A 22,358-nucleotide genomic window follows, 5' to 3' on the forward strand; every position below is an offset into this window, starting at 1 on the left:
CACCTCTTTTATCAAGTTTTCAGGCTAGTCATTTCCTTTTTCGTCCTGAAAAAAGTCTTTATTAAAACTTGTTCCACTTGTTTTGCTCTCTTTTTCCTTGATGGTCATCCCTCTTTGAACGAGTGATTTTCCATACTTTTCTTTCAGTCCTTCTAAAACGGTTTGAAGAGGCTCTTCTTTTGCATCTTCTGTATAGGAAAATAAATCAAGCTGTTTAACGGCTGCTTTTCGTTCTACAAGGTCTGTCCCCGTCACACCTAAGAGTCTCACAGGCTGATCATTCCAATGTTTAAGGAATAACTGCCTTGCTGCCTCAAATAAGTCTTCCTTCCGATCGGTCGGATTCGTGAGGGTGACACTTCGCGTGATATTTTTCCAGCTTGCGTACCGAATCATGATGAGCAGCCGATTGGCCATCACTTCTTTTCTCCTTAACCTTGCACTCACAGATTGTGACAGCTTTTCAATTAACGCGACAAGTTCATCTGGATCGTCAGAATCATGAGGAAGGGTTGATGAATTACCGACAGATTTAAATTCGTATATCCTTTCTGGGTCCACGATGCCGTCATGTTCACCATTCGCCTTTTGCTTTAATCTCGGTCCATTGATACCCAGTAATTCCTTTAGTGTATACTCATTTGCTTTCGCTAAGTCTTCAATGGTATGAATGCCAATCGTTTTCAATTTATCAGCCGTTTTTTGTCCAACTCCGTGCATGTCACCCGCTGGCAGCGGCCATAGCATTTGGGGTACATCTCGTTTACGCAAAATGGTGATGCCCATTGGTTTTTTCCAATTAGACGCCATTTTCGCTAAAAATTTATTCGGTGCAATGCCAATACTTGAAGGAAGCATGAGCTCCTCTACAAGCCTCGTTTGAATATCATGAGCCGTTTTCACCGCATGCTCGGCATATGGCGTATGCGTTAAATCAATATAGCCCTCGTCAATGGATACGGGTTCGACTAAATCGCTGTATTCTCTTAGTATCGTAAACATCTCTTGTGAGGAGCTTCGGTACCGGTCAAAGTTTGGTGTACGGACAATCAGCCCCGGACAAAGCCGCTTCGCTTCCCATAACGGCATCGGGGGCTTTACACCTAGCGCTCTTGCCTCGTAGCTGCACGTGACCACAATCCCTTTACGCTCTTTCGCATTTCCGCTAATGGCTAAAGGTTTCCCTCTCAAAGAAGGATCATACGCCATCTCGACTGATGCATAAAAACTATTCATATCAATATGAAAAATGATTCGACCCTTCCTTTGAGAATCAGCCATTTGCCTGCCTCCTAAATCTATCGACTTGATGTTTGTTCCAATAGACATTTCATATGGTGTATAGTACACTGTGAGTAATGAAATGGATGTGATAATCATGATTATTGATACATTCAATGAAGTCTTTTTCCTTGTTGAATTCTTTACGATTATTCTTCCAGCGCTGACGGCCATCGGCATTGCTTTTTTATTAAAAGACTGCCGTATGAACGAACACCTCGGTGGACATCGTTTGGAAGAGTTGGACGCATCTTTATTGAATCGAACAGACTTTCTGTTTATCATATATGATCGCATTACAACTTGGATTAGTAAAGTCATTCGAATGAAACGATCATCAAACGATGATGAAGACCATTCGCTTCCTCTCTCTAATTAATTTTTTAAAAATGAGGAGGAAACGAATTGAAACGTTTATTAACGATTTGTACGACTTTATGTTTAATGATGATTGCCTCACCTGCTTTTGCAGCGAGTGGGCAAACGAATACGAGCTCTGATGGGTTTTTCCATCATTATTTTGTCCAGCCTTTTTCTGAGCTGATCATTTGGCTTGCGAACTTCTTCCATGATGATTATGGTTTATCGATTATGTTCGTGACCTTGATCGTCCGTCTGCTAATTTTCCCTCTTTTTGCGAACCAATTTAAGAAGCAAAGAGTCATTCAGGAGAAAATGGCACTAGTGAAGCCTCAAATTGACGAAATTCAAAACAAATTGAAGAAAACGAAAGAACCTGAAAAACAAAAAGAACTACAAATGGAAATGATGAAAGTATACAAAGAGAACAATGTGAACCCGCTGGCAATGGGCTGTCTGCCTATGCTGATTCAAATTCCAATTGTTCTTGGCTTTTACTCAGCGATCCGCTCAACACCTGAGATCGCAACACATTCGTTCCTATGGTTTAACTTAGGACAAACCGATCTATTGGTCGCAATCTTTGCAGGCGCTATGTATTTCTTGCAATTTTATGTTACGCAAAGGTTTGCGAAGCAATCAGGCACCCAGACAGAGGCTGCGCTGAAGCAAGCCAAAGTGATGGGCATGATTTTCCCAATCATGATGCTGTTTATTTCAATCAATGCACCCGCTGCCCTTCCTTTATACTGGATGACAAGCGGATTATTACTCACAATCCAAACGATTATTTTAAATGTCATGTACCAAAAATCAAAATCAAAAAAAGCTGAGGCAAACGACCAAGCTAGCCCAGCTGCTGAATAAAAATAATCCCCTTATCATTTGATAAGGGGATTATCTTTATGCCAATTCTTCTTTTAACCGTTCTGGAAGTTGATCGAGGTCCTCAATTCTCCCAAGGAACTTATTCGGGTCCACTTGTAAAATCATCTTGTTCTCTCTCTCCACAACGCCGAAGAAATATTCAGAGGCTTTCGTGTTCATATGAAATGGCTTGATCTCGCTTAGCTCGATATCAATAATATCTTTTGCATCCGAGACAAGACAGCCTACCATTTGTCCGTTTAATTCAAATAGCAACACCTTGGACTGTTCGTTCACATCAAGAGGCTTTCCGTGAAGCATCACGCCTGTGTCACTGACAGGAATGACCTCTCCCCTTAAAGACATGAGTCCTTTTATTTCTTTAGGAAGGTTCGATACTTCTTGTAAATAAGGGACCTTCTCAATCGAACGAATATGCTCTACACTGATGCCAAAATCCTCTTGCCCCACTTGGAAAATAATGATTTTTTGCGTGCTCACAGAGTCTCCTGCCTTTACGATGGATTTGTCGTTTCTTCGATAATGGCGAGAACCATTTCAGCTGTTTTGACTAATTCTTCAATCGGCATTTTCTCATTTTTCGTATGAATATCTTCATATCCAACAGCTAGGTTGACAGTTGGGACGCCGTTTCCTGCAATGACGTTTGCATCACTGCCTCCGCCGCTCGTCTGTAGTTCTGATGGACGGCCAATTTTTGCAGCCGCTTTTTTCGCCACTTCTACGACTTGATCGCCGTGAGAGAATTTGAAGCCTGGATACATGATGTCAATGTGTACATCGGCACTTCCGCCCATTTCTTTAGCGGTTTTTTCAAAGGCTTCTTTCATCTTCGCTACTTGGGCTTCCATTTTTGCAGGTTCTAAAGAGCGTGCTTCCGCAAGGATATCGACTTGATCGCACACAATATTCGTTTGCGTTCCGCCTTCAAAACGACCGATATTCGCCGTTGTTTCTTCATCAATTCGGCCAAGCGGCATACTGGCAATGGCTTTTGATGCAATGGTAATCGCAGACACACCTTTTTCAGGCGCGACACCTGCGTGAGCTGTTTTCCCGTAAATGGTTGCGCGTACTTTTGCCTGTGTTGGCGCTGCAACGATAATGGTTCCGACCTTGCCATCTGAATCAAGGGCATAGCCGTATGCCGCTGTCATCAACTTCGGATCTAACGCTTTTGCTCCGACAAGTCCTGATTCCTCACCTGCTGTGATGACAAATTCAATCGTTCCATGCGGTAAATTCTTCTCTTTCAGCACACGGATCGCTTCAAACATTGCCGCAAGTCCTGTCTTATCGTCAGCACCAAGAATGGTTGTTCCATCTGTTTTCACATAGCCGTCTTCAATGACTGGTTTTACGCCATTGCCCGGAACAACTGTGTCCATATGAGACGTGAAATAGATGGTATCAGCCTCTTGAGTGCCTTCCAGTGTACAGATGAGGTTGCCTGCACCGTGGCCTGTTTTCGCTTTTGAGTCGTCTTCCACCACTTTTAGTCCAAGCTGCGAGAATTTTTCTTTTAAGACTTCCACAATTTTCTCTTCGTGTTTTGTTTCCGAATCAATCTGAACTAGTTCTAAAAATTCGTCTAGTAAACGTTTTTCATTGATCATGATGATGCTCCTCCTCTTATAGCGGCATGTTGCCATGCTTTTTTAACGGTCTATCTTCTTCCTTCCTGCGAAGCAAATCAAATGAGCGAATCAATCGTTCTCTCGTTTCAGACGGCATGAAAATATCGTCTATCAGCCCTGCCTGAGCCGCTTTGAATACACTTGGCTCCGTTTCAACCTTGCGCGAAGCAGGATGAACGATTTCGTCAGCGAACGTTTTCCCCATGACATCAATTTCTGCCGCTGGCCATGCATAAACAAAGTCAGCGCCTAATCCCTTGCTATTCATTGCGACATACGCACCGCCATACGCCTTTCTTAAAATCACCGTGATTTTTGGAACGGTCGCTTCAGCGTACGCATATAAAAGCTTTGCGCCGTGACGGATAATTCCCGCATGCTCGGCTTTCTCACCTGGTAAAAAGCCGGGGACGTCTACAAGTGTTAAGAGCGGAATATGAAACGCATCGCAAAATCGAATAAACCTGGCCGCTTTATCAGCAGCATCAAGGTCAAGGCTTCCTGCCAGCACCTTTGGCTGATTGGCAACTATACCAATTGAAGCCCCTTGTAATCTGGCAAACCCTGTGACGATATTTTTTGAGAAACAAGGTTGTGTCTCAAAGAATGAGCCTGAATCGATGATCGCTGTCACCACTTGTTTGACATCATAGGTGCGTGATGGATCCTTCGGCAAGATGTTGCCTGGATCAGCTGCGTCTTGCTTACTCGTTTCAGCGTCCATGACAGTCTGTTGTTTCGTTGGTATGTACGTTAAAAGTGTTCGAACCGCTTTTAACACGTCTTTCTCATCTTTGCCAGTATAGTGCACATTCCCGCTTGTCTGATGCTGAACACTTGCACCGCCAAGACGGTCAGGACAGACCGTTTCTCCTGTTGCCTTTTCTATGACTTTCGGACCTGTTAAAAACATATGAGCTGTCTGTTCTGTCATGAACACAAAATCAGTCAAGGCAGGAGAATAGACTGCTCCTCCAGCACAAGAGCCTAAAATAACGGATATTTGCGGGATTTGACCTGAGTACAGCACATTCCGTTTAAAAATCTGTCCGTATCCTTCTAATGATACCACACCCTCTTGAATTCTCGCACCACCTGAGTCTTTTAGACCGATGACCGGCATCTGATTTTTAGCTGCGAGATCCATTAGAGAAGCAATTTTTTTGGCATGTATTTCGCCTAAAGACCCTCCATGCACTGTTGCATCTTGTGCATAAACACATACCGGCTTTCCATGAATGAGTCCAGTTCCAGTGACGACGCCATCACCGACATGCTCTGACATGCGGCCTGTTGCAAATCCTTGAATTTCCATGAAACTGCCCCCGTCAAGAAGTTCATGCAGCCGCTGACGAACCGTTAGTTTTCCTTTGTTCCGGTGCGCAGCTGCACGTTTCACGCCGCCGCCCATGAATGCTTTTTCGCGCCATTTAGCCAAGTCATTGAACGATTCATTCATTGCCATGTTCCTCTCCTTTCAGGGGCTCGCACAATTCGAATAACACACCGGACGTTTCTTTCGGTGAAATAAAAGCAATCCGCTTCCCGCTCGCGCCTATCTGTGCTGATTGTTGGAGAAGCTCCACGCCAAGATGATCAAGACAGTTAAGGTCCGCCTGTATGTCACCTGACTTTAGCGCAATATGATGGAGTCCCTCTCCTCTTTTTGTTAAAAAGGTATGTAGTTTGCTGCTACCGGACATCGGTTCAATTAATTCAATGTGCACATGATCAAGTGAAGCGAAGGACGCTTTAATCTCCTGCTCAGGAATCTCTTGTATGTCTGAAAAATGCCAGTTAAACAGCTTTTGAAGAATTCGAGATGTGTTTTTTATAGAAAAGACCGCAATGGCAATATGGTCGATTTGATTCATCCGTTCACTTCCTTTGTTGATCACTTGTCGCATTTGAAAAAACGAGCTAGAATAAAGAAAGGTGCGTTCGTCGCAAAAAATCTTCGGTTATAGGGGTGCGATATGTCTCAGAAAATGATGAAATTCATGGTATTGCTCATGATTAGCCTGCTACTAATATCTTCACTTTTAGCAGGAGCCGCAACCTTTTTATAAGGTTTCAATAAAAGCAGACAAGCAGGTGATTCGTTCAATCAACGAATGGCCTGTTTGTCTTTGGCAAGCTTTTCAAATGAATCGGTTGATGTTGTAATCCACACTTTTGTCCCAACCGGAAGCTGGTCAAATAGAAGCTCTACATCTTGATTATGCAGTCTCACACAGCCTGCCGTGATAAATTTCCCTATCGATGTTTCGTCACTCGTCCCATGAATTCCGTATGTTCTACCATCTGTTCCTTGTGCATCAAATCCAATCCATCTTCTGCCAAGAGGGTTATTCTTCGCACCGCCTTCGATATTCTTTTTTCTGTAATAGGGATCTTTCGCTTTGATCATAATGGTAAATTCCCCTTCTGGCGTTAAATCGGACGTTTTCCCTGTAGAAGCAGGATATATTTTTTGGATTTGTCCTTGATCAATATAGGCAAGTTCATTTGTTTGTTTATTAATAATGACATAAGGGTCTCCTGGAAGCGGGTTTTGTCCGAGCGGCCAGATCGGTGAAAGGGACATGGTCAATACGGTATAAAATAAAAGACGCATAGGCTCCTCCTTTTTCATTAGATTGACCAATGAAGGAGGAACTCATGCGTCTCTATTCTTTCATCCCTTTAAAATAGCTTTTCAATACTAAATATTGTTCCATTTCTCCGAGGAAATGAAACAGTGCAGCTCTTGCCTCAAACTCTTCTCTTGTTTGCGGCAGCGGTAGCTTATCGAACTCTTCTTTCATATCAATGAGGCGCCTTAAAAACTTATGCGCCGTGTTCCCTGGGTGAATATGTTCGCGTAAGTCTCTAATGTATTCTGCAATGATTTGTCCATGCTCTGTTGTAATGGAAATGGACGTGATCTTCGGAAGCACACGCTCGATGATTTCGAACTGCTTTTGCCTCATATTGAAATAATGATAATACAGGTTTTCATGTCTTAAGACATGGTTTTCAACATCACGATATGCGAGAGCTTTCGCTTCTTTAATCAATTGATGTGTCTCTGGTATTTCTTTGCCTGTCCAGTCTTGTTTCCCTGTCATTAAGTATTGCTCGATTTCTTCAAAGATTTTTGCAAAGTTGTCTTCAATCTGTTCGCTGTAGCGTTTGAGCTTTTTATCGACACTTGGCATATACAGGTTCATGATAAGTGCCACGCCAACACCAATCGTAATCAGCAGCAGCTCATTCCAGATGAGGTGAAGGGTAATCCCGCCCGACATGTATAAATGGAGGATGATGACTGAACTTGTGACAATTCCTTCTTTAATGCGGAGCAATACGGTTGTCGGAATAAAGACAAGCAGCATCAGACCAATCACAAAAGGATGATACCCAATCAGATCGAAAAATAGATAAGAAAATAAAATGGCAAGACTGCATGCGGCAAAGCGGGCGCCTGATGCAAGAAGCGACCGTTTCTTTGTCACCTGAATACACAGAATCGTAATAATCCCGGCAGCGGAATAATTTTGAAGGCCAAGCAGTTGCGCAATATAAATGGCGATCGCTGTTCCTAATGCTGTTTTCAGCGTTCGGTAGCCGATTTTAAACATGATATGAGTCACTCTTTTCTGTCTTGTTTCTATTCACTTATTGTGAAATGATGAACTTTTTTACTTTCCCCATTATAATCAAAAAAAGAAGGAGATGTTAAGTCTCCCTCTCTTTTTTCTTTATAATATTTTTTGTAAGAAGTCTTTCGCGCGCTGTGATGACGGTGATTCAAAGAATTGCACAGGGTTTGCATCCTCTACAATTTTCCCATCGTCCATAAAGATCACACGGTCAGCCACTTCTTTTGCAAAGCCCATTTCATGTGTGACGATCACAAGTGTCATACCAGATTGAGCCAGCTCTTTCATAACCTCTAGCACTTCCTTGACCATTTCTGGATCTAGTGCAGATGTTGGCTCATCAAACAGCATGATGTCTGGTGTCATTGCAAGCGCACGTGCAATTGCGACACGCTGCTTTTGACCACCTGACAAGCGGTTCGGAAAATCATCTTTTTTCTCTAAAAGTCCTACCTTTTTCAGCAGATATTCAGCTTGTTTGATGCTGTCTTCCTTCGATTGATTCTTCACATTCATTGGCGCATATGTGATATTTTCCAGCACCGTTTTATGCGGGAACAGGTGAAAATGCTGAAACACCATTCCGATGTTCTCACGCACTTTGAGTGCATTGGTTTTTGGGTTTGTGATTTCGGTATCCTGAATCGTAATGACACCAGAAGTCGGCTTTTCGAGCAAGTTGATGCAGCGAAGAAACGTCGATTTTCCTGAACCAGATGGTCCAATGACTGCGACAACTTCCCCTTCTTTAATGGTGGTGTCGATCCCTTTTAATACTTCATTTTTTCCAAAAGATTTTGTGAGTTTCTCTATGTTAATCATTTGATTTTAACTTCCTTTCCACCGATTTGCCGACAAAGGTGAGAACAAGCACGATGACATAATAGATGAGACCCGCAAAAATAAGCGGTTCAAGATAATTATACGTGACGGCACCTGCTTGATAGGCTCGTCTCATGACATCTCCCAGTCCAATGACTGTCACAATAGCAGATTCTTTTGTCAGTGTAATCGTTTCGTTCACAAGTGCAGGTGAAATATTTTTAAATGCCTGCGGAAGCAATAAGTCCTTCATCATTTTAGCATAAGGGATGCCTAAAGCAACGGCTGCTTCTTTTTGACCTTTATCAATGGCATTAATACCAGCGCGAATAATTTCAGATACGTAAGCCGCAGAGTTTAGTGAAAATGCCGCTACAGCAGCCCAGTATTGATCGATTTGAAACCCAAGAAGCTGAGGCAGACCGAAATAAATAATGAGCAATTGAAGCACAAGCGGTGTGCCTCGGAAGATGGATGTATAAAAATCTGCAAGCCAAATGAGCGGCTTAAATACACTAATTTTGCAAAGCGTTAATAAAATCCCTAAAATAAATCCAAGAAAAAGTGATACCACTACAATAGAAAGTGTGACCTTAAGCCCTTCTAAAATAAAGGGCATCTGAGGTATTACATCTTTAAAATCTAACATGACAGTCTCCTTTTTTATGCCTTCATACGAAATCAAAAAATAAAACAGGAAAAAAGTTCAACATGAGTTGAACTTTTCAGCGCTTTCTACTGAATTTTCGTGAATGACGCTGATCCTTTTCCTGACTTATTTTTCATCAGCAAACCATTTTTTAATTAATTTATCAAGTTCGCCATTGTCTTGCATTTCTTTTAATGATTTATTAAATTTAGCTGTTAAGTCGCTATTTTTCTTGAATGCAACGGCTGAACCATTATTTGTTGACCCACTAAGGTCAAAAGCCTGAAAGTCTTTCTCTTTCTTTAAATAGCCAGCTGCTACTTTATCTTCAATAATAGCTGCATCAAAACGGCCTGCTTTGATCTCTTGAATGATATCAGAGATTTTATTACGATCTTCAACTGTTAAGTTATATTTCTTCTGCAAACTGTTTGCTTCATCCTGCTGGATTGAACCTAATTGAACGCCGACTGTTTTATCTTTTAAGTCTTTCTCTGTTTTCATCCCGCTAGATTTCTTTGAGACAACTAAGTTTTTAGCATTGTAATAAACATCAGAGAAGTCTACTTGTTTTTTACGCTTTTCATCTGGTGTCATTCCTGCTAGGACAATATCAGCTTTGTTTGTTTTAAGGGCGGATACAAGGCTTGCGAAATCCATATCTTGAATTTCTAGCTTGTAGCCGTTCTTTTTCGCTAGTGCTGTTGCAAGATCAACATCAAAGCCGACAATTTTATCTCCGTCTTTTGATTCAAATGGCGGATAATCTGCTGATGTCGCCATAACGAGTGTTTTGTCATCTCCTGATGCGTTTGAATTATTAGAAGAAGTTCCGCAAGCTGCGAGTGCAGCTGCAAGACCAGCTGTCATAAGTAATAATAACCACTTTTTCATAAGATAGTGCCTCCTAGTATTTAAAATCATGTATTGTTTTGAATATTTATTCACTATAATGTATTTTAAACACTTTCTTTTTAAGATGCAATAGTATTTCGCTAAAATTATTTTGATTCAATGGTCTTATAAAACAAAAAGCAGACCGATCTAAAGACCGGACTGCTTTATATGTCATCATTCAAACGTCACATGTTAAATTTCTTTGCAATGCTCATCGAATGCAGCTTGAAGCTTTGACACGACTTCCATTGGTTCGTGCCCTTCAATTTCATGACGTTCGACCATTTTAATGATCTTTCCATCTTTTAATAATGCAAAGGATGGTGAAGATGGCGGGAAGCCTTCAAAATATTCACGGGCTCTTGCGGTTGCCTCTTTGTCTTGTCCAGCAAACACTGTCAGCAATTGATCTGGTCGCTTATCGTAATGAACAGAATAGCCTGCAGCTGGTCTTGCAATACCGCCAGCACATCCGCATACTGAATTCACCATCACAAGTGCCGTGCCTTCTTTAGACAGGGCTTCATCCACTTCTTCAGCTGATGTAAGCTCATTATAGCCAGCCTGTTTGATCTCTTCTCTCGCTTGTTTCACAATATCATTCATAAATAAATTAAAATCAATATTCATTGTCCGTCCACTCCTTTAGCATGCCAAAACCATTTTAACAACATCATATCAAGGAAAACGCCTGCGGGCAAATGTGTTGTCTTTTCATTCCCCACTTTTTCTGAACATCGTTTATACGCCGCGAAATTGGGGAAAAGTGATGATAAAGAGATGAAAGGGAGAACTGCGTGATGGCACAATTCAAAAAAGCGATGCTCATTTATAATGGAAATGCTGGACAAAAAAACATGGAAAAAGTTCTCGGACAAACAGTACCTCTTCTTTCTCTACATATTGATGAACTCATTCTTAAACCAACAAAGCAGCCAAATGATGCTTATGAATTCTGTCGCACAATTGATGAGACGATAGAATTGCTTATCATATTAGGCGGAGATGGAACCGTGCATGAATGCATGAATGGCATCGGTGGTTTAGAAAAAAGGCCAGCTGTAGCGATTTTACCAGGCGGGACATGCAATGACTTTTCTAGAACGCTTGGTATTCCGCAACAAATGCAGAAAGCCGCTCAAATGATTGTAGACGGCGTAGAAAAAAAGGGCGACTTAATCAAAGCAGGAGATCGATACTTGTTAAACTTTTGGGGCATCGGGCTGATTGCAGACACATCCAACAATATTAATGACAAGGAAAAAGCTGTACTCGGCAAAATTAGCTACTTCACAAGTGCCTTGCGCACCTTACAGCAAACAGATCCTTTTCACGTACGAATTGAAACAGAGGAGGAAAGCTGGGAAGAGGACGCTATCATCGTTCTTGTCATGAATGGACATTTCATCGGGACAAATAAAATTGATTTGCCGAGTGCAGCGATTGATGATGGTAAAGCAGAAATCTTAATTTGCAGAAATACGAGCTTCTCTGCTCTAAAAGAAATCTTTTCTATGAACCGGGAAGAGCTGGAGGATTTCACCGGCGATCTGTCTCTCATTCAAGCATCCAATATTCAGATTCACACAAAAGAGGAAATGGATGCTGATACAGATGGCGAAGTGTACATGACAGCCCCTGCTTCTTTAGAAGTGTTAAAACAACATTTGACCTTTATTGTTCCAGCAGAATAAAGAAAACGCCCGAGATCATTCTTTTTCGGGCGTTTTTTTGATATAGCGTCTGTATAAATATTCAAGTGCATAACCAAGCAGCGTCCCGGCAAGAAGAGAAATTCCTAAGAGGCTATTCGCTGCTCCTTTAAATCCACCGACAATCAGCAAGCAATACAAAACTTGAATAATTGAAACGATTGATATGATCAGTAGTAATCTTTCAGGATGATTGCGTGATTTAGAAATATATCGAAGAAAAGCAAACGCAATTGCTGTGATAAACATGAGTCCAATCGTTAAAAACGCAAAAAAGTCTAGTCCAGACATACCATCGCTCCTTTCTCATCATGTGGAAATCCCCCTCTCCTTAGCGGGAGGGGGACATTCTTGTTTTAGTAAACAGATGTTTGCTCATCAATGCCTTCAAGGATTTGTTTAATCCGTTGAAGGAATCTGCCGCATACAAGACCATCAAGAACTCTGTGATCTAATGAGAGACAAAGGTTGACCATGTCTCTTGCTGCAATCATACCATTTACAATCACCGGACGCTTCACGATCGATTCTACTTGTAAAATCGCCGCTTGCGGATAATTGATGATTCCCATAGATTGTACAGAACCAAATGATCCCGTGTTGTTTACAGTGAAGGTGCCGCCTTCCATGTCACTTTGCTTCAGCGTACCTTGTCTCACCTTGGAAGCAAGCTCATGAATTTCCTTGGCGATGCCTTTAATCGTTTTTTCATCTGCATCCTTAATCACTGGAACAAAAAGAGCGTCATCAGTCGCAACAGCAATCGAGACATTGATCGCTTTCTTTTGCACAATTTTATCTCCAGCCCACATGCTGTTCATTTCTGGGAATTCCTTTAAGCCCTGAGCCACTGCTTTGACAAAGAACGCAAAGAACGTCAAATTAAAGCCTTCTTTTGCTTTAAATTGGTCCTTGAGCTGATTTCTTCTAGTCACAAGGTTTGTCACATCAACTTCCATCATCGTCCATGCATGCGGAATTTCATGTTTGCTTCTCAGCATATTTGCCGCAATCGCCTGTCTGATTGGCGTGACTGGCACTTCAACATCACCAGGCATTGTAGAGATGGAAGGCGCCGCTTTTGGTTTTGATGGCTGCACAGGCTCTGGCTTGACCGCCTGTTCATTGCCAGGTGCTGTCTTCTCTTGCATGCCGCCGTTTTCAATGAGCTGAAGTAAATCTTTTCTTGTGATTCGTCCGCCTGCTCCCGTTCCTTGCACTGCCGCTAAATCAATGCTGTGCTCATCTGCTAACCGAAGGACTGCTGGAGAGTAGCGTTTCTTTTGACTTTGATTCTCTTTTGTTTGATCTGCTTCAGGTGCTTCACTTTGCTCAGGTGCCGCTTCTTCTTTCGCACTCTGCTGCGAGCTACCTTCTACTTCAATTTCACAGAACACTTCTCCTACTTGCAGTGTATCGCCTTCTTCAGCCGATAGCTTTGTAATCGTTCCTGTAAAAGATGACGGGACTTCTGCGTTCACTTTATCCGTCATAACTTCCGCAATAGGATCGTATTTATTCACATGATCGCCAGGTGAAACGAGCCATTTGCTGATGGTTCCTTCTGTTACACTTTCACCTAACTGAGGCATTTTCATTTGTTCAATTGCCACTTGAAACCCTCCTCTTTCTTAAAACGCCGCTAGCTCTCTCATTTCAGCTTCAACCTTATCTGGGTTGACCATGAAGAATTTTTCCATCGTCGGTGCATAAGGCATTGCCGGGATTTCTGGTCCGGCTAGACGTTTGATTGGTGCGTCTAAATCAAATAAGCAATGCTCTGATATGATCGCCGCTACCTCACTCATGATGCTGCCCTCTTTTGTATCTTCCGTTAAAAGAAGCACTTTGCCTGTTTTTGATGCCGCTTCAATAATGGCTTCCTGATCAAGCGGGTACACTGTTCTCAAATCGAGAATATGCGCAGAAATGCCGTCTTTTGCAAGGCGGTCTGCTGCTTGCAATGCAAAATGGACGCAGAGGCCATATGTAATGACCGTGATATCATCACCTTCACGTTTCACATCTGCTTTTCCAATAGGGAGTGTGTAATCCTCTTCAGGTACTTCTCCTTTAATGAGACGGTAGGCACGTTTGTGTTCAAAGAACAATACAGGATCTGGATCACGCACCGCAGCTTTTAAAAGACCTTTTACATCATAAGGCGTAGAAGGCATGACAATCTTCAAACCAGGCTGGTTGGCAAAAATCGCTTCAACTGATTGTGAATGATAAAGCGCCCCGTGAACTCCGCCCCCATAAGGTGCGCGGATGACCATTGGACAGCTCCAATCGTTATTTGAGCGGTATCTAATTTTCGCCGCCTCTGAAATGATTTGGTTAATTGCAGGCATGATAAAATCCGCAAATTGCATCTCAGCAATTGGGCGCATTCCATACATCGCTGCTCCAATCCCTACACCAGCAATGGCTGATTCTGCAAGAGGTGTATCCATGACGCGCGCTTCTCCGAATTGCTCATAGAGACCCGCTGTCGCTTTAAATACGCCGCCCTTTTTCCCGACATCCTCTCCGAGCACAAACACTTTCGGATCTCGCTCCATTTCTTCTTTCATCGCCAGTGTAATGGCGTCTATATATGACATAACAGGCATTTTTCTTCCCCCTTACTCCGCATACACGTAACGAAGTGCGCTTTCAGCATCAGCATAAGCAGCGTTTTCCGCTTCATCAGTGGCTTCGTTTACGATTTGCATGATTTCTTTTGTCATCTCTTCTTTCATTTCTGAAGTCATGACGTTTCCTTCGGTTAAATACGTTTCATATTGGATGAGCGGATCTTTCTTTCTCGCTTCGAGCACTTCTTCTTTTTCTCGATAGCTTGAATCATCGTCATCACTTGAATGCGCAGTTAAACGGTAAGAGATCGTTTCAATCAACGTTGGTCCTTCGCCTCTTGCTGCACGGTCTCTCGCTTCTTTGACAGCGGCATATACTTCAAGCGGATCATTGCCATCAACGGTTACGCCAGGCATTCCGTACCCAATCGCACGATCTGAAATGCGTTCACATGCTACTTGTTTGTCATACGGCACGGAAATCGCGTACTTATTGTTTTCACACATGAAAATAACAGGCAGCTTATGCACAGCAGCGAAGTTAGCACCTTCGTGGAAATCACCTTGGTTTGAAGAGCCCTCACCGAACGTGACAAAGCTGACAAAGTTTTTCTGATCTAGTCGTCCAGCAAGTGCAATTCCCACTGCATGAGGAACCTGCGTTGTAACAGGTGAAGACCCTGTCACAATTCGATTTGATTTCTGTCCAAAATGCCCTGGCATCTGTCTTCCGCCAGAGTTTGGATCGTCTTGTTTTGCGAAACCTGACATCATTAAATCTTTTGCTGTCATTCCAAATGCGAGGACAACCCCCATATCACGGTAGTAAGGTAAGACGTAATCCTCTTCTCTATTGAGAGCGAAAGCAGCACCGACTTGCTGCGCTTCCTGCCCTTGACAAGAAATGACGAATGGAATTTTACCTGAACGGTTTAAAAGCCACATCCGTTCATCAATTTTTCTTGCTAGAAGCATTGTTCTATATATATCAATTGCTTGTTCATCAGATAATCCTAATTCATGATGACGCATGTTACTCATCTTATTTCCCTCCTTGATTAAAAATGGATCGCTTTCCCGTCAACAGCAAGGGCAGCCTCGCCAATCGCCTCTGATAAGGTTGGGTGCGGGTGAATTGTTTGCCCGACTTCCCACGGCGTTGCATCAAGTACTTTGGCTAATCCAGCTTCAGATATCATATCTGTGACATGAGGACCAATCATATGAATCCCTAAAATATCATCTGTCTTTTGATCAGCAATGATTTTGACGAATCCATCTGACTCCCCGTACACAAGTGCTTTCCCGATCGCCATAAATGGGAATTTCCCCATTTTGACCTCGAAGCCTTGCTCTTTTGCCGCCTGTTCAGTGAGTCCAACACTCGCGGTTTCCGGGTGAGAGTATACACATTTAGAAACGAGCGTTTCATCGAGCGGCTTTGGATCTTGACCAGCCATATGCTCCACAGCAATCATGCCTTCGTGTGAAGCCACATGTGCCAGCTGAAGCCCACCAATGACATCTCCTATTGCATAAATATGCGATTCTTTCGTTTGATAATGTTCATTCACGACAATGCCTTGTTTTTCTGTTTGGATCTCCGTGTTTTCAAGACCAATGCCTTCAATATTTGGTACTCTGCCGACTGATAGAAGAAGTTTTTCCGCTTCAAACGTCTGAATGTCTCCATCCTTTTCTGCTTGAATCGTCACGAGATTCTCCAGCTTTTTAACGGTATCTGGCAGTACTTTCGCATTTGTCACAAAGGTGATGCCTTTTTTAGATAAAAGCTTTTCCATTTCTTTAGAAATGTCATGATCCTCTGTTGGCAATATGCGGTCTGCAAATTCAATCACAGTCACTTTCACACCGAAATCATTGAGCATGGAAGCCCACTCGATTCCGATCACCCCGCCGCCGACAATGAGCATCGACTGCGGAAGCTCTGGCAGTTCAAGTGCATCATCTGATGTAAGAATATGCGTCCCATCTGCTTCAAGTCCAGGCAGCACACGCGGTCTTGAACCTGTCGCAATGATGACCTGCTTTGGAATAAGCATTTCATTTTCATCTCCATTTGCCATTTCTACGGAGATGGTTCCTGGCATTGGCGAAAAGATAGATGGGCCAAGAATACGGCCGATCCCTTCATAAACATCAATTTTCCCTTGTTTCATTAAATGTTTGACGCCGCCTGCTAGTTTCTCTACAATCTCTGCTTTTCTTTTCTGTACATTGGCAAACTGCAAGGCGATGCCATTTGCCTCAACGCCAAAATCAGCAGCACGTTGGACGGTTTGATAGACTTCAGCACTTCTAAGCAGCGCTTTAGACGGAATGCATCCTTTATGCAGACATGTTCCGCCAAGCTTTTCTTTTTCTACAACTGCTGTTTTCAATCCAAGCTGTGAGGCACGAATGGCCGCTACATAGCCGCCTGTGCCCCCACCAAGAATGACGAGGTCATATTCAGTTGCCATGACTAGTCACTCCTTTCTTCATCCGTTGATCATTTGGGTATTCTTTCGGAGATTCTTCTTCTTTTAAAATACGAAGTGCACCTTCTGCTAAGGATTGCAGTTCATTTTCGCCTGGATACACGACAACATCTGAAATCCAGTCAATGTGACCTCTAATACTTGATGTAATTTGTTTGCTGTACGCAAGTCCGCCTGTTAACACAATGACGTCAACTGCGCCTTTTAAGACAGCACTAGCCGCACCGATTTCCTTGGCAATTTGATAGCACATCGCTTCATAAATCAGCGCCGCCCGTTCATCGCCTGCTTCAATCATGCGCTCAACTTTCACAGCATCTGTCGTACCAAGGTAGCCCGCAAGACCACCTTCACCAATAATGCGTTTCAGCATTTCCTCTTGGCTGTACTGACCAGAAAAGCAAAGATTGACGAGGTCACCTGTTGGCAGGGTCCCCGCTCGCTCTGGGCTAAAAGGTCCTTCGCCATGCAGTCCGTTATTGACATCAATGACTTTACCTTTTTCATGGACACCAATGGTGATGCCGCCGCCCATATGTGTAATAATCATGTTCAAATCTTCATAGCGCTTCCCAAAGGATGCAGCTGTTTTTCTTGCGACTGCTTTTTGATTTAATGCATGGAAGATGCTTTTTCTTTCAATCGTTGGCAGCCCTGAAATACGAGCAATTGGCTTTAGCTCATCCACTACAACTGGATCGACAATAAAAGCTGGGATGTTCAAACCAAGTGCAATTTCTCGTGCAATGATACCGCCCAGATTTGATGCATGCTGGCCAGCATATCCTTCTTTCAAGTCTTGCACCATTTGCTCATTGACTTCATATGTGCCACCTTCAATCGGACGAAGAAGACCGCCGCGCGCACAAACTGCATCAAACTTTGAGATGTTCATTCCTTGTTCATGCAGCGTCTTCAGGATTGTTTCTTGACGAAATGAAAACTGATCAATGATATGAGGAAACTGCTTTAATTCCTCATCTGTATGTCTGAGTGTCGTTTCAAAAATAGATCGTTCATTGTGAAACACACCAATTTTTGTTGAAGTAGAGCCAGGATTAATTGTGAGAATACGCCATTCTTTTGTCAGCAAAAACAAAACCTCCGTTTCAACTCATTCTTCAAATTAGCGACGACTTAAAATATGTTGGCCATTTTGCAGGAATTGACTTCTTGATTTGCGCATTCTTTCAATTCGCTCCTCCGCCAATCGGTCTGCCGCTTTATAAGTTGGAATGGCATCACGGTTTGAAATTTCAATCACGCGTTCAATATTTTGGTAAATACCTTCTACCTTTTTCATCGCACGATCTGCATTATAGCCATAAAGCTCATCAGCAACGTTAATCACACCGCCTGCATTGATCACATAATCAGGTGCATACACAATACCCATTTCATGAATCAGATCGCCGTGATGCGTTTCTCTCAGCTGGTTATTCGCTGCACCTGCGATGACCTTTGCTTTCAGCTTAGGAATCGTTACATCATTAATCGTTGCACCAAGTGCACAAGGGGCATAAATATCACATGCTTGATCATAAATATCGTCAGGATCTACAGCTTTTGCGCCAAAGTCTTCTACAGCTCGTTTTACAGAGTCTTTGTTGATATCTGTGACAATTAGCTGTGCGCCTTCTTCGTGCAGATGTTTACACAAATTGTAGGCGACATTCCCAACACCTTGGACTGCAATCGTTTTTCCTTCTAGTGAGTCGGTTCCAAATGCAGCTTTGGCAGCAGCTTTCATCCCTTTATATACACCGTAAGCCGTAACAGGAGACGGGTTTCCGGATGAACCAAATGCAGGAGAAATACCTGTCACAAAGTCTGTTTCTTCATGAATCAGATCCATGTCTTCTACCGTTGTACCGACATCCTCCGCTGTGATATAGCGGCCATTTAATCCTTGTATGTAGCGTCCAAACGCACGGAACATTTCTTCATTTTTATCTTTTCTCGGGTCACCGATGATGACTGTTTTCCCGCCGCCAAGATTCAGGCCTGCTGCTGCGTTTTTATAAGTCATGCCTCTTGCTAGACGAAGTGCATCTTCGATTGCTGCTTCTTCGTTTTCATACGTCCACATTCTTGTCCCGCCTAGTGCTGGGCCAAGTGTTGTATCATGAATGGCAATAATCGCTTTTAAGCCAGATTGTTCATCCTGACAAAATACAAGCTGCTCATAATCGTATCGTTCCATATATTTAAAAAGTTCCATTGTTTATTCCTCCTATAACTTTCGCTTAATTTGATGTACAGATGGCAAGTGCAATTGAATAAAGCTTACTTTCGGCTGTATCCGACCGGCTTGTTAAAGCAATCGGTGCCTTCGCTCCTGCCACCACAGCTCCCACCTTTGCATGTGCAAAGTAGATGAGAGATTTATAAAGAATGTTCCCTGCTTCAATCGTTGGCACAAGCAAAATATCTGCATGACCGGCGACATCACTCGTAATATTTTTATGAGAAGCTGCTGTTTGAGAAATGGCATTGTCTAATGCCAGAGGCCCGTCAATGAGGCAGCCAGAAATTTGACCTCGCTTATTCATTTGCGCCAGGCTTGCCGCTGTCAAAGTGGAATCCATTGCCGGGTTCACGACCTCTACCGCAGATAACACGGCCACCTTTGGCATGTCATTTCCAACAGCTTGCGCTACTTGAACAGCATTGATCGTAATCTCTTTGAACATGTTTAAATCGGGCGCGATGTTCATCCCAGAATCTGTGACATAAATAAACCGATCAAAGCCCGGCACTTCGAATGCCGCGACATGTGATAGTACACTCGCCGTCCGCAGCCCGTAGTCTTTATTCAGCACCGCTTTTAATAGAACGGCTGTCGTGACATGCCCCTTCATCAATATATCTGCATGCTTCTCACTCACTGCCTGCACGGCAATTTTGGCTGATTCTTCAGGAGAATCCGAATGAATAATATCTATCCAGTCTTCATTGATCTCATGCTGTTTCACCAGCTCCTTCAGGTTGCGCTTGTTCCCAACCAGCAGGAAGCGAGCGACCTTTCGTTCAATTGCCATCTTGATGGCATGAAGCACTTCTTCGTCTTCTGCATGAGCCACAGCAGCAGTTTTATTCTGCAACTGGGCGGCTTTCATAATCAGATCGTCAAGCTTCATATATGCCCACCTTTCCTTATGCTCGGGTTCATGGTTTTTATATGCAAGTTCTATGCCAGCTTGAAACGCAGCGAAATAAGGCATTTCGCATGAAATACATGCAGCTTTTTGCAGGTAACGTGCATTTTATTGCATGCTATCTTTTGCAAGTTGATATTTATCCATTTTATAGTAAAGATTCCGAATGCTAATCCCTAACGTTTTCGCTGTTTTCGTGCGGTTGAATTGATGCTTTTCAAGGGTTTGTTTAATGAGCTGCGCTTCAAACGCTTCAACAGCATCCGAAAGGGTCTCTCCCTCAAATTGACTGACAGCCAGTTCCTGCTGCTCTTTTTCTTCCTGCTCTTCTGATTCCATGAAGGAAATATGATCTTCATCGATCCATTCTTCTTGCGGATTCAAAAAGATCATGGCTCGTCCAAGGACATTTTCCAGTTCTCTTACGTTCCCAGGCCAGCTGTAGGATCGAAGTCTATCGAGCGCCCCTTCCGTTAAGCCGCTCACATTTCGACCATAGTCTAAATTGATTTTCTGAATAAGGCGTTTACTTAAGGAGTCAATATCTTCAAGTCGCTGCCTTAGTGGCGGAATCGAAATCGGATATCTGTTCATCCGATAATATAAGTCCTCTCTGAACTTCCCTTCTGCCATCGCTTTTTCAATATTGACATTTGTTGCGGTAATCACACGCACATCAACTGGTATCGCTTTTGTTCCGCCTACTCTAACAATTTCTTTCTCCTGCATCACGCGTAATAATTTCGCTTGTGTACTTGGCGTCATTTCACCAATTTCATCTAAAAAGATGCTGCCGTGATTCGCTTCTTCAAACAGCCCTTTCTTCCCGCCGCGCCTCGCACCAGAAAATGCGCCTTCCTCATAGCCAAAAAGCTCTGACTCTAAAAGAGTTTCTGATAAGGCAGCACAGTTGACTCTTACAAAGCGATTATATTTCCGGTCACTTTCATTGTGTATAGCGTGTGCAAATAGCTCTTTCCCAGTACCTGATTCTCCCCTGAGTAAAATGGTGGCTGGGGTTTTAGCCCCTAGCTTTGCCTGCTCAAGCGCCACAAGCATTTGCTCACTTTCTCCAATAATGTCTTCAAAAGTGTACTTTGCTTCAAGTGTCCGGATGAGCTGTCTTGCTTTATTTAATTCATTCGTGAGTGATTGAATTTCTGATACGTCATGAATGACGCCGACGCTGCCTTTTAAAATACCATCAACGATCACTGGCGCTACGTTGACGATCACATCCTTCTTATTAGGTCCGACTTTCATTCTGACGCCTCGAACCGGCCTTCTTGTTTCAAGCACCTTCAAATGCATGCTTTCCCCTTCAGAAATATCCGCACCTGCTGGTTTGCCCACAACCTCTTTGTCTGTTAACCCCGTCATTTTCGTGTAAGCTCGGTTGATTAAAATTCCTTTCCCTTGCTCATCTACGACGGATATCGCTTCATCTGATGATTGAATGATGGCCTCAAGCATTGTGCGCACTTCTTTCAGGTTTGTGACTTCTTCCGCAAGCTCCACTGCATCTGTAATATCTTTAAAAATGGATAGAGCGCCTAGCATTCTTCCTGCGTCATCAATAATCGGTAAACGCGTTGTGACAATTTGTATTTGCTGATTCAGAAATTGTTTTTGATGAAATTCTGGCTCCCTCGATCTTAAAATATCGGGGAGTTTTGTATTCGGGATCACTTCACGTATGTGCCGGCCAATCGCATCTTTTTGCGAACGTCCAACCATTTTGGCAGCCGATCGATTAAACAGAACGACTTCTTCATCCATATTAATAAAAATCATGCCATCGTTCGTTGCATTAAAAATGCGGTCATGTTTATAGGTTTGTTCCTTTAATATTTGTATAAGCTGATGCTTTTCTGACATTAATTCTGATATGACGTATGCCATCGAACTTGGAACAATGACAGACTGCTCTGCTTTTTCTTCCATCAGTTCTTTCAGCACAGCTGAACTGCCCGTTGTTTCAATGATGATATCAATGTCATCTTTTATGTATTCTTTCCAATCCGTTGTCGTATCAATTCCATTCTTTTTCGCTTCTACCATCCCCGGTGCCTCAAGATCAAGGTCGGCGATTGCAACGATTTGAATCATATTTGTTTTCAGCAATGTTTCAAGCAAAGCTGATCCACCCTGTCCTGCACCGACAATCAAGACTCTCTGCATCCCGTTACCCCTTTATATGAAAAAATTTGCACACCATATTTTTCCGTTG

At 42.9% G+C, this 22,358-nt stretch carries 24 protein-coding genes; 4 read left to right on the plus strand and 20 right to left on the minus strand.

Annotated elements, in window-relative coordinates; genetic code table 11:
- Nucleotides 1–24 precede the first annotated feature (24 nt).
- On the minus strand, nucleotides 25–1,281 hold the full coding sequence (locus MHH41_RS10830; protein ID WP_340866318.1) for a DNA polymerase IV: 1,257 nt from the start codon (nucleotides 1,279–1,281) through the stop codon (nucleotides 25–27).
- A gap of 97 nt (nucleotides 1,282–1,378) precedes the next feature.
- Between MHH41_RS10830 and MHH41_RS10835 the strand changes: the two genes are divergently transcribed.
- Both MHH41_RS10835 and MHH41_RS10840 read left to right on the plus strand, forming a co-directional pair.
- Entirely contained in the window at nucleotides 1,379–1,660 is a 282-nt protein-coding gene (locus MHH41_RS10835) for a hypothetical protein (protein ID WP_003215677.1), read from the plus strand.
- A 26-nt stretch (nucleotides 1,661–1,686) separates the two neighbouring features.
- Entirely contained in the window at nucleotides 1,687–2,508 is an 822-nt protein-coding gene (locus MHH41_RS10840; protein WP_445661613.1) for a membrane protein insertase YidC, read from the plus strand.
- A gap of 36 nt (nucleotides 2,509–2,544) precedes the next feature.
- Here MHH41_RS10840 and MHH41_RS10845 read toward each other — a convergent pair whose 3' ends face one another.
- The 4 genes from MHH41_RS10845 to mce are packed head-to-tail and all read right to left on the minus strand — an operon-like array spanning nucleotide 2,545 to nucleotide 6,040.
- Nucleotides 2,545–3,009 (minus strand): chemotaxis protein CheW, encoded by a 465-nt coding sequence (locus MHH41_RS10845; protein WP_003215942.1) that lies wholly within the window; start codon nucleotides 3,007–3,009, stop codon nucleotides 2,545–2,547.
- Nucleotides 3,010–3,023: 14 nt separating this feature from the next.
- Entirely contained in the window at nucleotides 3,024–4,145 is a 1,122-nt protein-coding gene (locus MHH41_RS10850; RefSeq protein ID WP_050943793.1) for a M20/M25/M40 family metallo-hydrolase, read from the minus strand.
- A 16-nt stretch (nucleotides 4,146–4,161) separates the two neighbouring features.
- The gene (locus MHH41_RS10855; RefSeq protein ID WP_050943792.1) at nucleotides 4,162–5,631 is read right to left on the minus strand and encodes an acyl-CoA carboxylase subunit beta; all 1,470 of its coding nucleotides are present in this window, start codon (nucleotides 5,629–5,631) and stop codon (nucleotides 4,162–4,164) included.
- A complete protein-coding gene (gene mce, locus MHH41_RS10860; protein ID WP_268453942.1) occupies nucleotides 5,618–6,040 on the minus strand; it encodes a methylmalonyl-CoA epimerase in 423 nt (140 codons plus the stop codon). Before mce ends, MHH41_RS10855 begins: the two co-directional genes overlap by 14 nt.
- Before the next feature lie 114 nt (nucleotides 6,041–6,154).
- Between mce and MHH41_RS10865 the strand changes: the two genes are divergently transcribed.
- Nucleotides 6,155–6,235, plus strand: a complete 81-nt coding sequence (locus MHH41_RS10865) for a hypothetical protein (protein WP_257736823.1) — start codon at nucleotides 6,155–6,157, stop codon at nucleotides 6,233–6,235.
- A gap of 38 nt (nucleotides 6,236–6,273) precedes the next feature.
- Here MHH41_RS10865 and MHH41_RS10870 read toward each other — a convergent pair whose 3' ends face one another.
- From MHH41_RS10870 to MHH41_RS10895, 6 genes are all read right to left on the minus strand, one after another.
- Nucleotides 6,274–6,783: a L,D-transpeptidase gene (locus tag MHH41_RS10870; RefSeq protein ID WP_226803654.1), complete on the minus strand. Its 510-nt coding sequence runs from the start codon at nucleotides 6,781–6,783 to the stop codon at nucleotides 6,274–6,276.
- Between the two features lie 52 nt (nucleotides 6,784–6,835).
- Nucleotides 6,836–7,789 carry an aromatic acid exporter family protein gene (locus tag MHH41_RS10875; RefSeq protein WP_003216109.1) on the minus strand — a complete coding sequence of 318 codons (954 nt, stop codon included), beginning with the start codon at nucleotides 7,787–7,789 and terminating at the stop codon, nucleotides 6,836–6,838.
- Between the two features lie 120 nt (nucleotides 7,790–7,909).
- Entirely contained in the window at nucleotides 7,910–8,632 is a 723-nt protein-coding gene (locus MHH41_RS10880) for an amino acid ABC transporter ATP-binding protein (RefSeq protein WP_340866323.1), read from the minus strand.
- On the minus strand, nucleotides 8,625–9,281 hold the full coding sequence (locus MHH41_RS10885; protein WP_003215691.1) for an amino acid ABC transporter permease: 657 nt from the start codon (nucleotides 9,279–9,281) through the stop codon (nucleotides 8,625–8,627). The genes MHH41_RS10880 and MHH41_RS10885 overlap by 8 nt, the downstream gene beginning before the upstream one ends.
- A gap of 126 nt (nucleotides 9,282–9,407) precedes the next feature.
- Complete coding sequence (locus MHH41_RS10890; RefSeq protein ID WP_310426185.1) at nucleotides 9,408–10,175, minus strand: transporter substrate-binding domain-containing protein; 768 nt, start codon at nucleotides 10,173–10,175, stop codon at nucleotides 9,408–9,410.
- Nucleotides 10,176–10,370: 195 nt separating this feature from the next.
- Nucleotides 10,371–10,808: a BrxA/BrxB family bacilliredoxin gene (locus MHH41_RS10895; protein WP_003215907.1), complete on the minus strand. Its 438-nt coding sequence runs from the start codon at nucleotides 10,806–10,808 to the stop codon at nucleotides 10,371–10,373.
- Between the two features lie 170 nt (nucleotides 10,809–10,978).
- Here MHH41_RS10895 and MHH41_RS10900 point away from each other — a divergent pair, with 170 nt between their 5' ends.
- A complete protein-coding gene (locus MHH41_RS10900) occupies nucleotides 10,979–11,872 on the plus strand; it encodes a YegS/Rv2252/BmrU family lipid kinase (protein WP_335355982.1) in 894 nt (297 codons plus the stop codon).
- Between the two features lie 15 nt (nucleotides 11,873–11,887).
- Here the strand turns inward: MHH41_RS10900 and MHH41_RS10905 are convergent, their stop codons facing one another.
- From MHH41_RS10905 to MHH41_RS10945, 9 genes are all read right to left on the minus strand, one after another.
- Entirely contained in the window at nucleotides 11,888–12,181 is a 294-nt protein-coding gene (locus MHH41_RS10905; protein ID WP_050943788.1) for a YesK-like family protein, read from the minus strand.
- A gap of 65 nt (nucleotides 12,182–12,246) precedes the next feature.
- Nucleotides 12,247–13,503 (minus strand): dihydrolipoamide acetyltransferase family protein, encoded by a 1,257-nt coding sequence (locus MHH41_RS10910; RefSeq protein ID WP_050943787.1) that lies wholly within the window; start codon nucleotides 13,501–13,503, stop codon nucleotides 12,247–12,249.
- 18 nt (nucleotides 13,504–13,521) lie between these two features.
- Complete coding sequence (locus MHH41_RS10915) at nucleotides 13,522–14,505, minus strand: alpha-ketoacid dehydrogenase subunit beta (protein ID WP_003215848.1); 984 nt, start codon at nucleotides 14,503–14,505, stop codon at nucleotides 13,522–13,524.
- A gap of 12 nt (nucleotides 14,506–14,517) precedes the next feature.
- Complete coding sequence (locus MHH41_RS10920) at nucleotides 14,518–15,510, minus strand: thiamine pyrophosphate-dependent dehydrogenase E1 component subunit alpha (protein ID WP_050943786.1); 993 nt, start codon at nucleotides 15,508–15,510, stop codon at nucleotides 14,518–14,520.
- Between the two features lie 17 nt (nucleotides 15,511–15,527).
- Nucleotides 15,528–16,952 (minus strand): dihydrolipoyl dehydrogenase, encoded by a 1,425-nt coding sequence (gene lpdA, locus MHH41_RS10925; protein WP_137054994.1) that lies wholly within the window; start codon nucleotides 16,950–16,952, stop codon nucleotides 15,528–15,530.
- Nucleotides 16,942–18,063, minus strand: a complete 1,122-nt coding sequence (gene buk / locus MHH41_RS10930) for a butyrate kinase (protein ID WP_003215820.1) — start codon at nucleotides 18,061–18,063, stop codon at nucleotides 16,942–16,944. Before buk ends, lpdA begins: the two co-directional genes overlap by 11 nt.
- Before the next feature lie 33 nt (nucleotides 18,064–18,096).
- A complete protein-coding gene (bcd, locus tag MHH41_RS10935) occupies nucleotides 18,097–19,191 on the minus strand; it encodes a branched-chain amino acid dehydrogenase (RefSeq protein WP_003215658.1) in 1,095 nt (364 codons plus the stop codon).
- Between the two features lie 25 nt (nucleotides 19,192–19,216).
- Nucleotides 19,217–20,194: a phosphate butyryltransferase gene (gene yqiS / locus MHH41_RS10940; RefSeq protein ID WP_340866326.1), complete on the minus strand. Its 978-nt coding sequence runs from the start codon at nucleotides 20,192–20,194 to the stop codon at nucleotides 19,217–19,219.
- A 42-nt stretch (nucleotides 20,195–20,236) separates the two neighbouring features.
- Entirely contained in the window at nucleotides 20,237–22,309 is a 2,073-nt protein-coding gene (locus MHH41_RS10945; protein ID WP_050943782.1) for a sigma-54 interaction domain-containing protein, read from the minus strand.
- Nucleotides 22,310–22,358: the final 49 nt, after the last annotated feature.

Origin of the sequence: Bacillus sp. FSL K6-1145 (assembly GCF_038003425.1) — a bacterium.
Taxonomy (GTDB): domain Bacteria; phylum Bacillota; class Bacilli; order Bacillales; family Bacillaceae; genus Bacillus; species Bacillus pumilus.

Coding starts and splice junctions, on each gene's coding strand:
- MHH41_RS10830 (WP_340866318.1), bottom strand. CDS start 1,281: ATGGCTGATTCTCAAAGGAAGGGTCGAATCATTTTTCATATTGATATG.
- MHH41_RS10835 (WP_003215677.1), top strand. CDS start 1,379: ATGATTATTGATACATTCAATGAAGTCTTTTTCCTTGTTGAATTCTTT.
- MHH41_RS10850 (WP_050943793.1), bottom strand. CDS start 4,145: ATGATCAATGAAAAACGTTTACTAGACGAATTTTTAGAACTAGTTCAG.
- MHH41_RS10855 (WP_050943792.1), bottom strand. CDS start 5,631: ATGGCAATGAATGAATCGTTCAATGACTTGGCTAAATGGCGCGAAAAA.
- mce (WP_268453942.1), bottom strand. CDS start 6,040: ATGAATCAAATCGACCATATTGCCATTGCGGTCTTTTCTATAAAAAAC.
- MHH41_RS10865 (WP_257736823.1), top strand. CDS start 6,155: ATGATGAAATTCATGGTATTGCTCATGATTAGCCTGCTACTAATATCT.
- MHH41_RS10870 (WP_226803654.1), bottom strand. CDS start 6,783: ATGCGTCTTTTATTTTATACCGTATTGACCATGTCCCTTTCACCGATC.
- MHH41_RS10875 (WP_003216109.1), bottom strand. CDS start 7,789: ATGTTTAAAATCGGCTACCGAACGCTGAAAACAGCATTAGGAACAGCG.
- MHH41_RS10880 (WP_340866323.1), bottom strand. CDS start 8,632: ATGATTAACATAGAGAAACTCACAAAATCTTTTGGAAAAAATGAAGTA.
- MHH41_RS10885 (WP_003215691.1), bottom strand. CDS start 9,281: ATGTTAGATTTTAAAGATGTAATACCTCAGATGCCCTTTATTTTAGAA.
- MHH41_RS10890 (WP_310426185.1), bottom strand. CDS start 10,175: ATGAAAAAGTGGTTATTATTACTTATGACAGCTGGTCTTGCAGCTGCA.
- MHH41_RS10895 (WP_003215907.1), bottom strand. CDS start 10,808: ATGAATATTGATTTTAATTTATTTATGAATGATATTGTGAAACAAGCG.
- MHH41_RS10900 (WP_335355982.1), top strand. CDS start 10,979: ATGGCACAATTCAAAAAAGCGATGCTCATTTATAATGGAAATGCTGGA.
- MHH41_RS10905 (WP_050943788.1), bottom strand. CDS start 12,181: ATGTCTGGACTAGACTTTTTTGCGTTTTTAACGATTGGACTCATGTTT.
- MHH41_RS10915 (WP_003215848.1), bottom strand. CDS start 14,505: ATGCCTGTTATGTCATATATAGACGCCATTACACTGGCGATGAAAGAA.
- MHH41_RS10920 (WP_050943786.1), bottom strand. CDS start 15,510: ATGAGTAACATGCGTCATCATGAATTAGGATTATCTGATGAACAAGCA.
- lpdA (WP_137054994.1), bottom strand. CDS start 16,952: ATGGCAACTGAATATGACCTCGTCATTCTTGGTGGGGGCACAGGCGGC.
- bcd (WP_003215658.1), bottom strand. CDS start 19,191: ATGGAACTTTTTAAATATATGGAACGATACGATTATGAGCAGCTTGTA.
- yqiS (WP_340866326.1), bottom strand. CDS start 20,194: ATGCCTTATTTCGCTGCGTTTCAAGCTGGCATAGAACTTGCATATAAA.
- MHH41_RS10945 (WP_050943782.1), bottom strand. CDS start 22,309: ATGCAGAGAGTCTTGATTGTCGGTGCAGGACAGGGTGGATCAGCTTTG.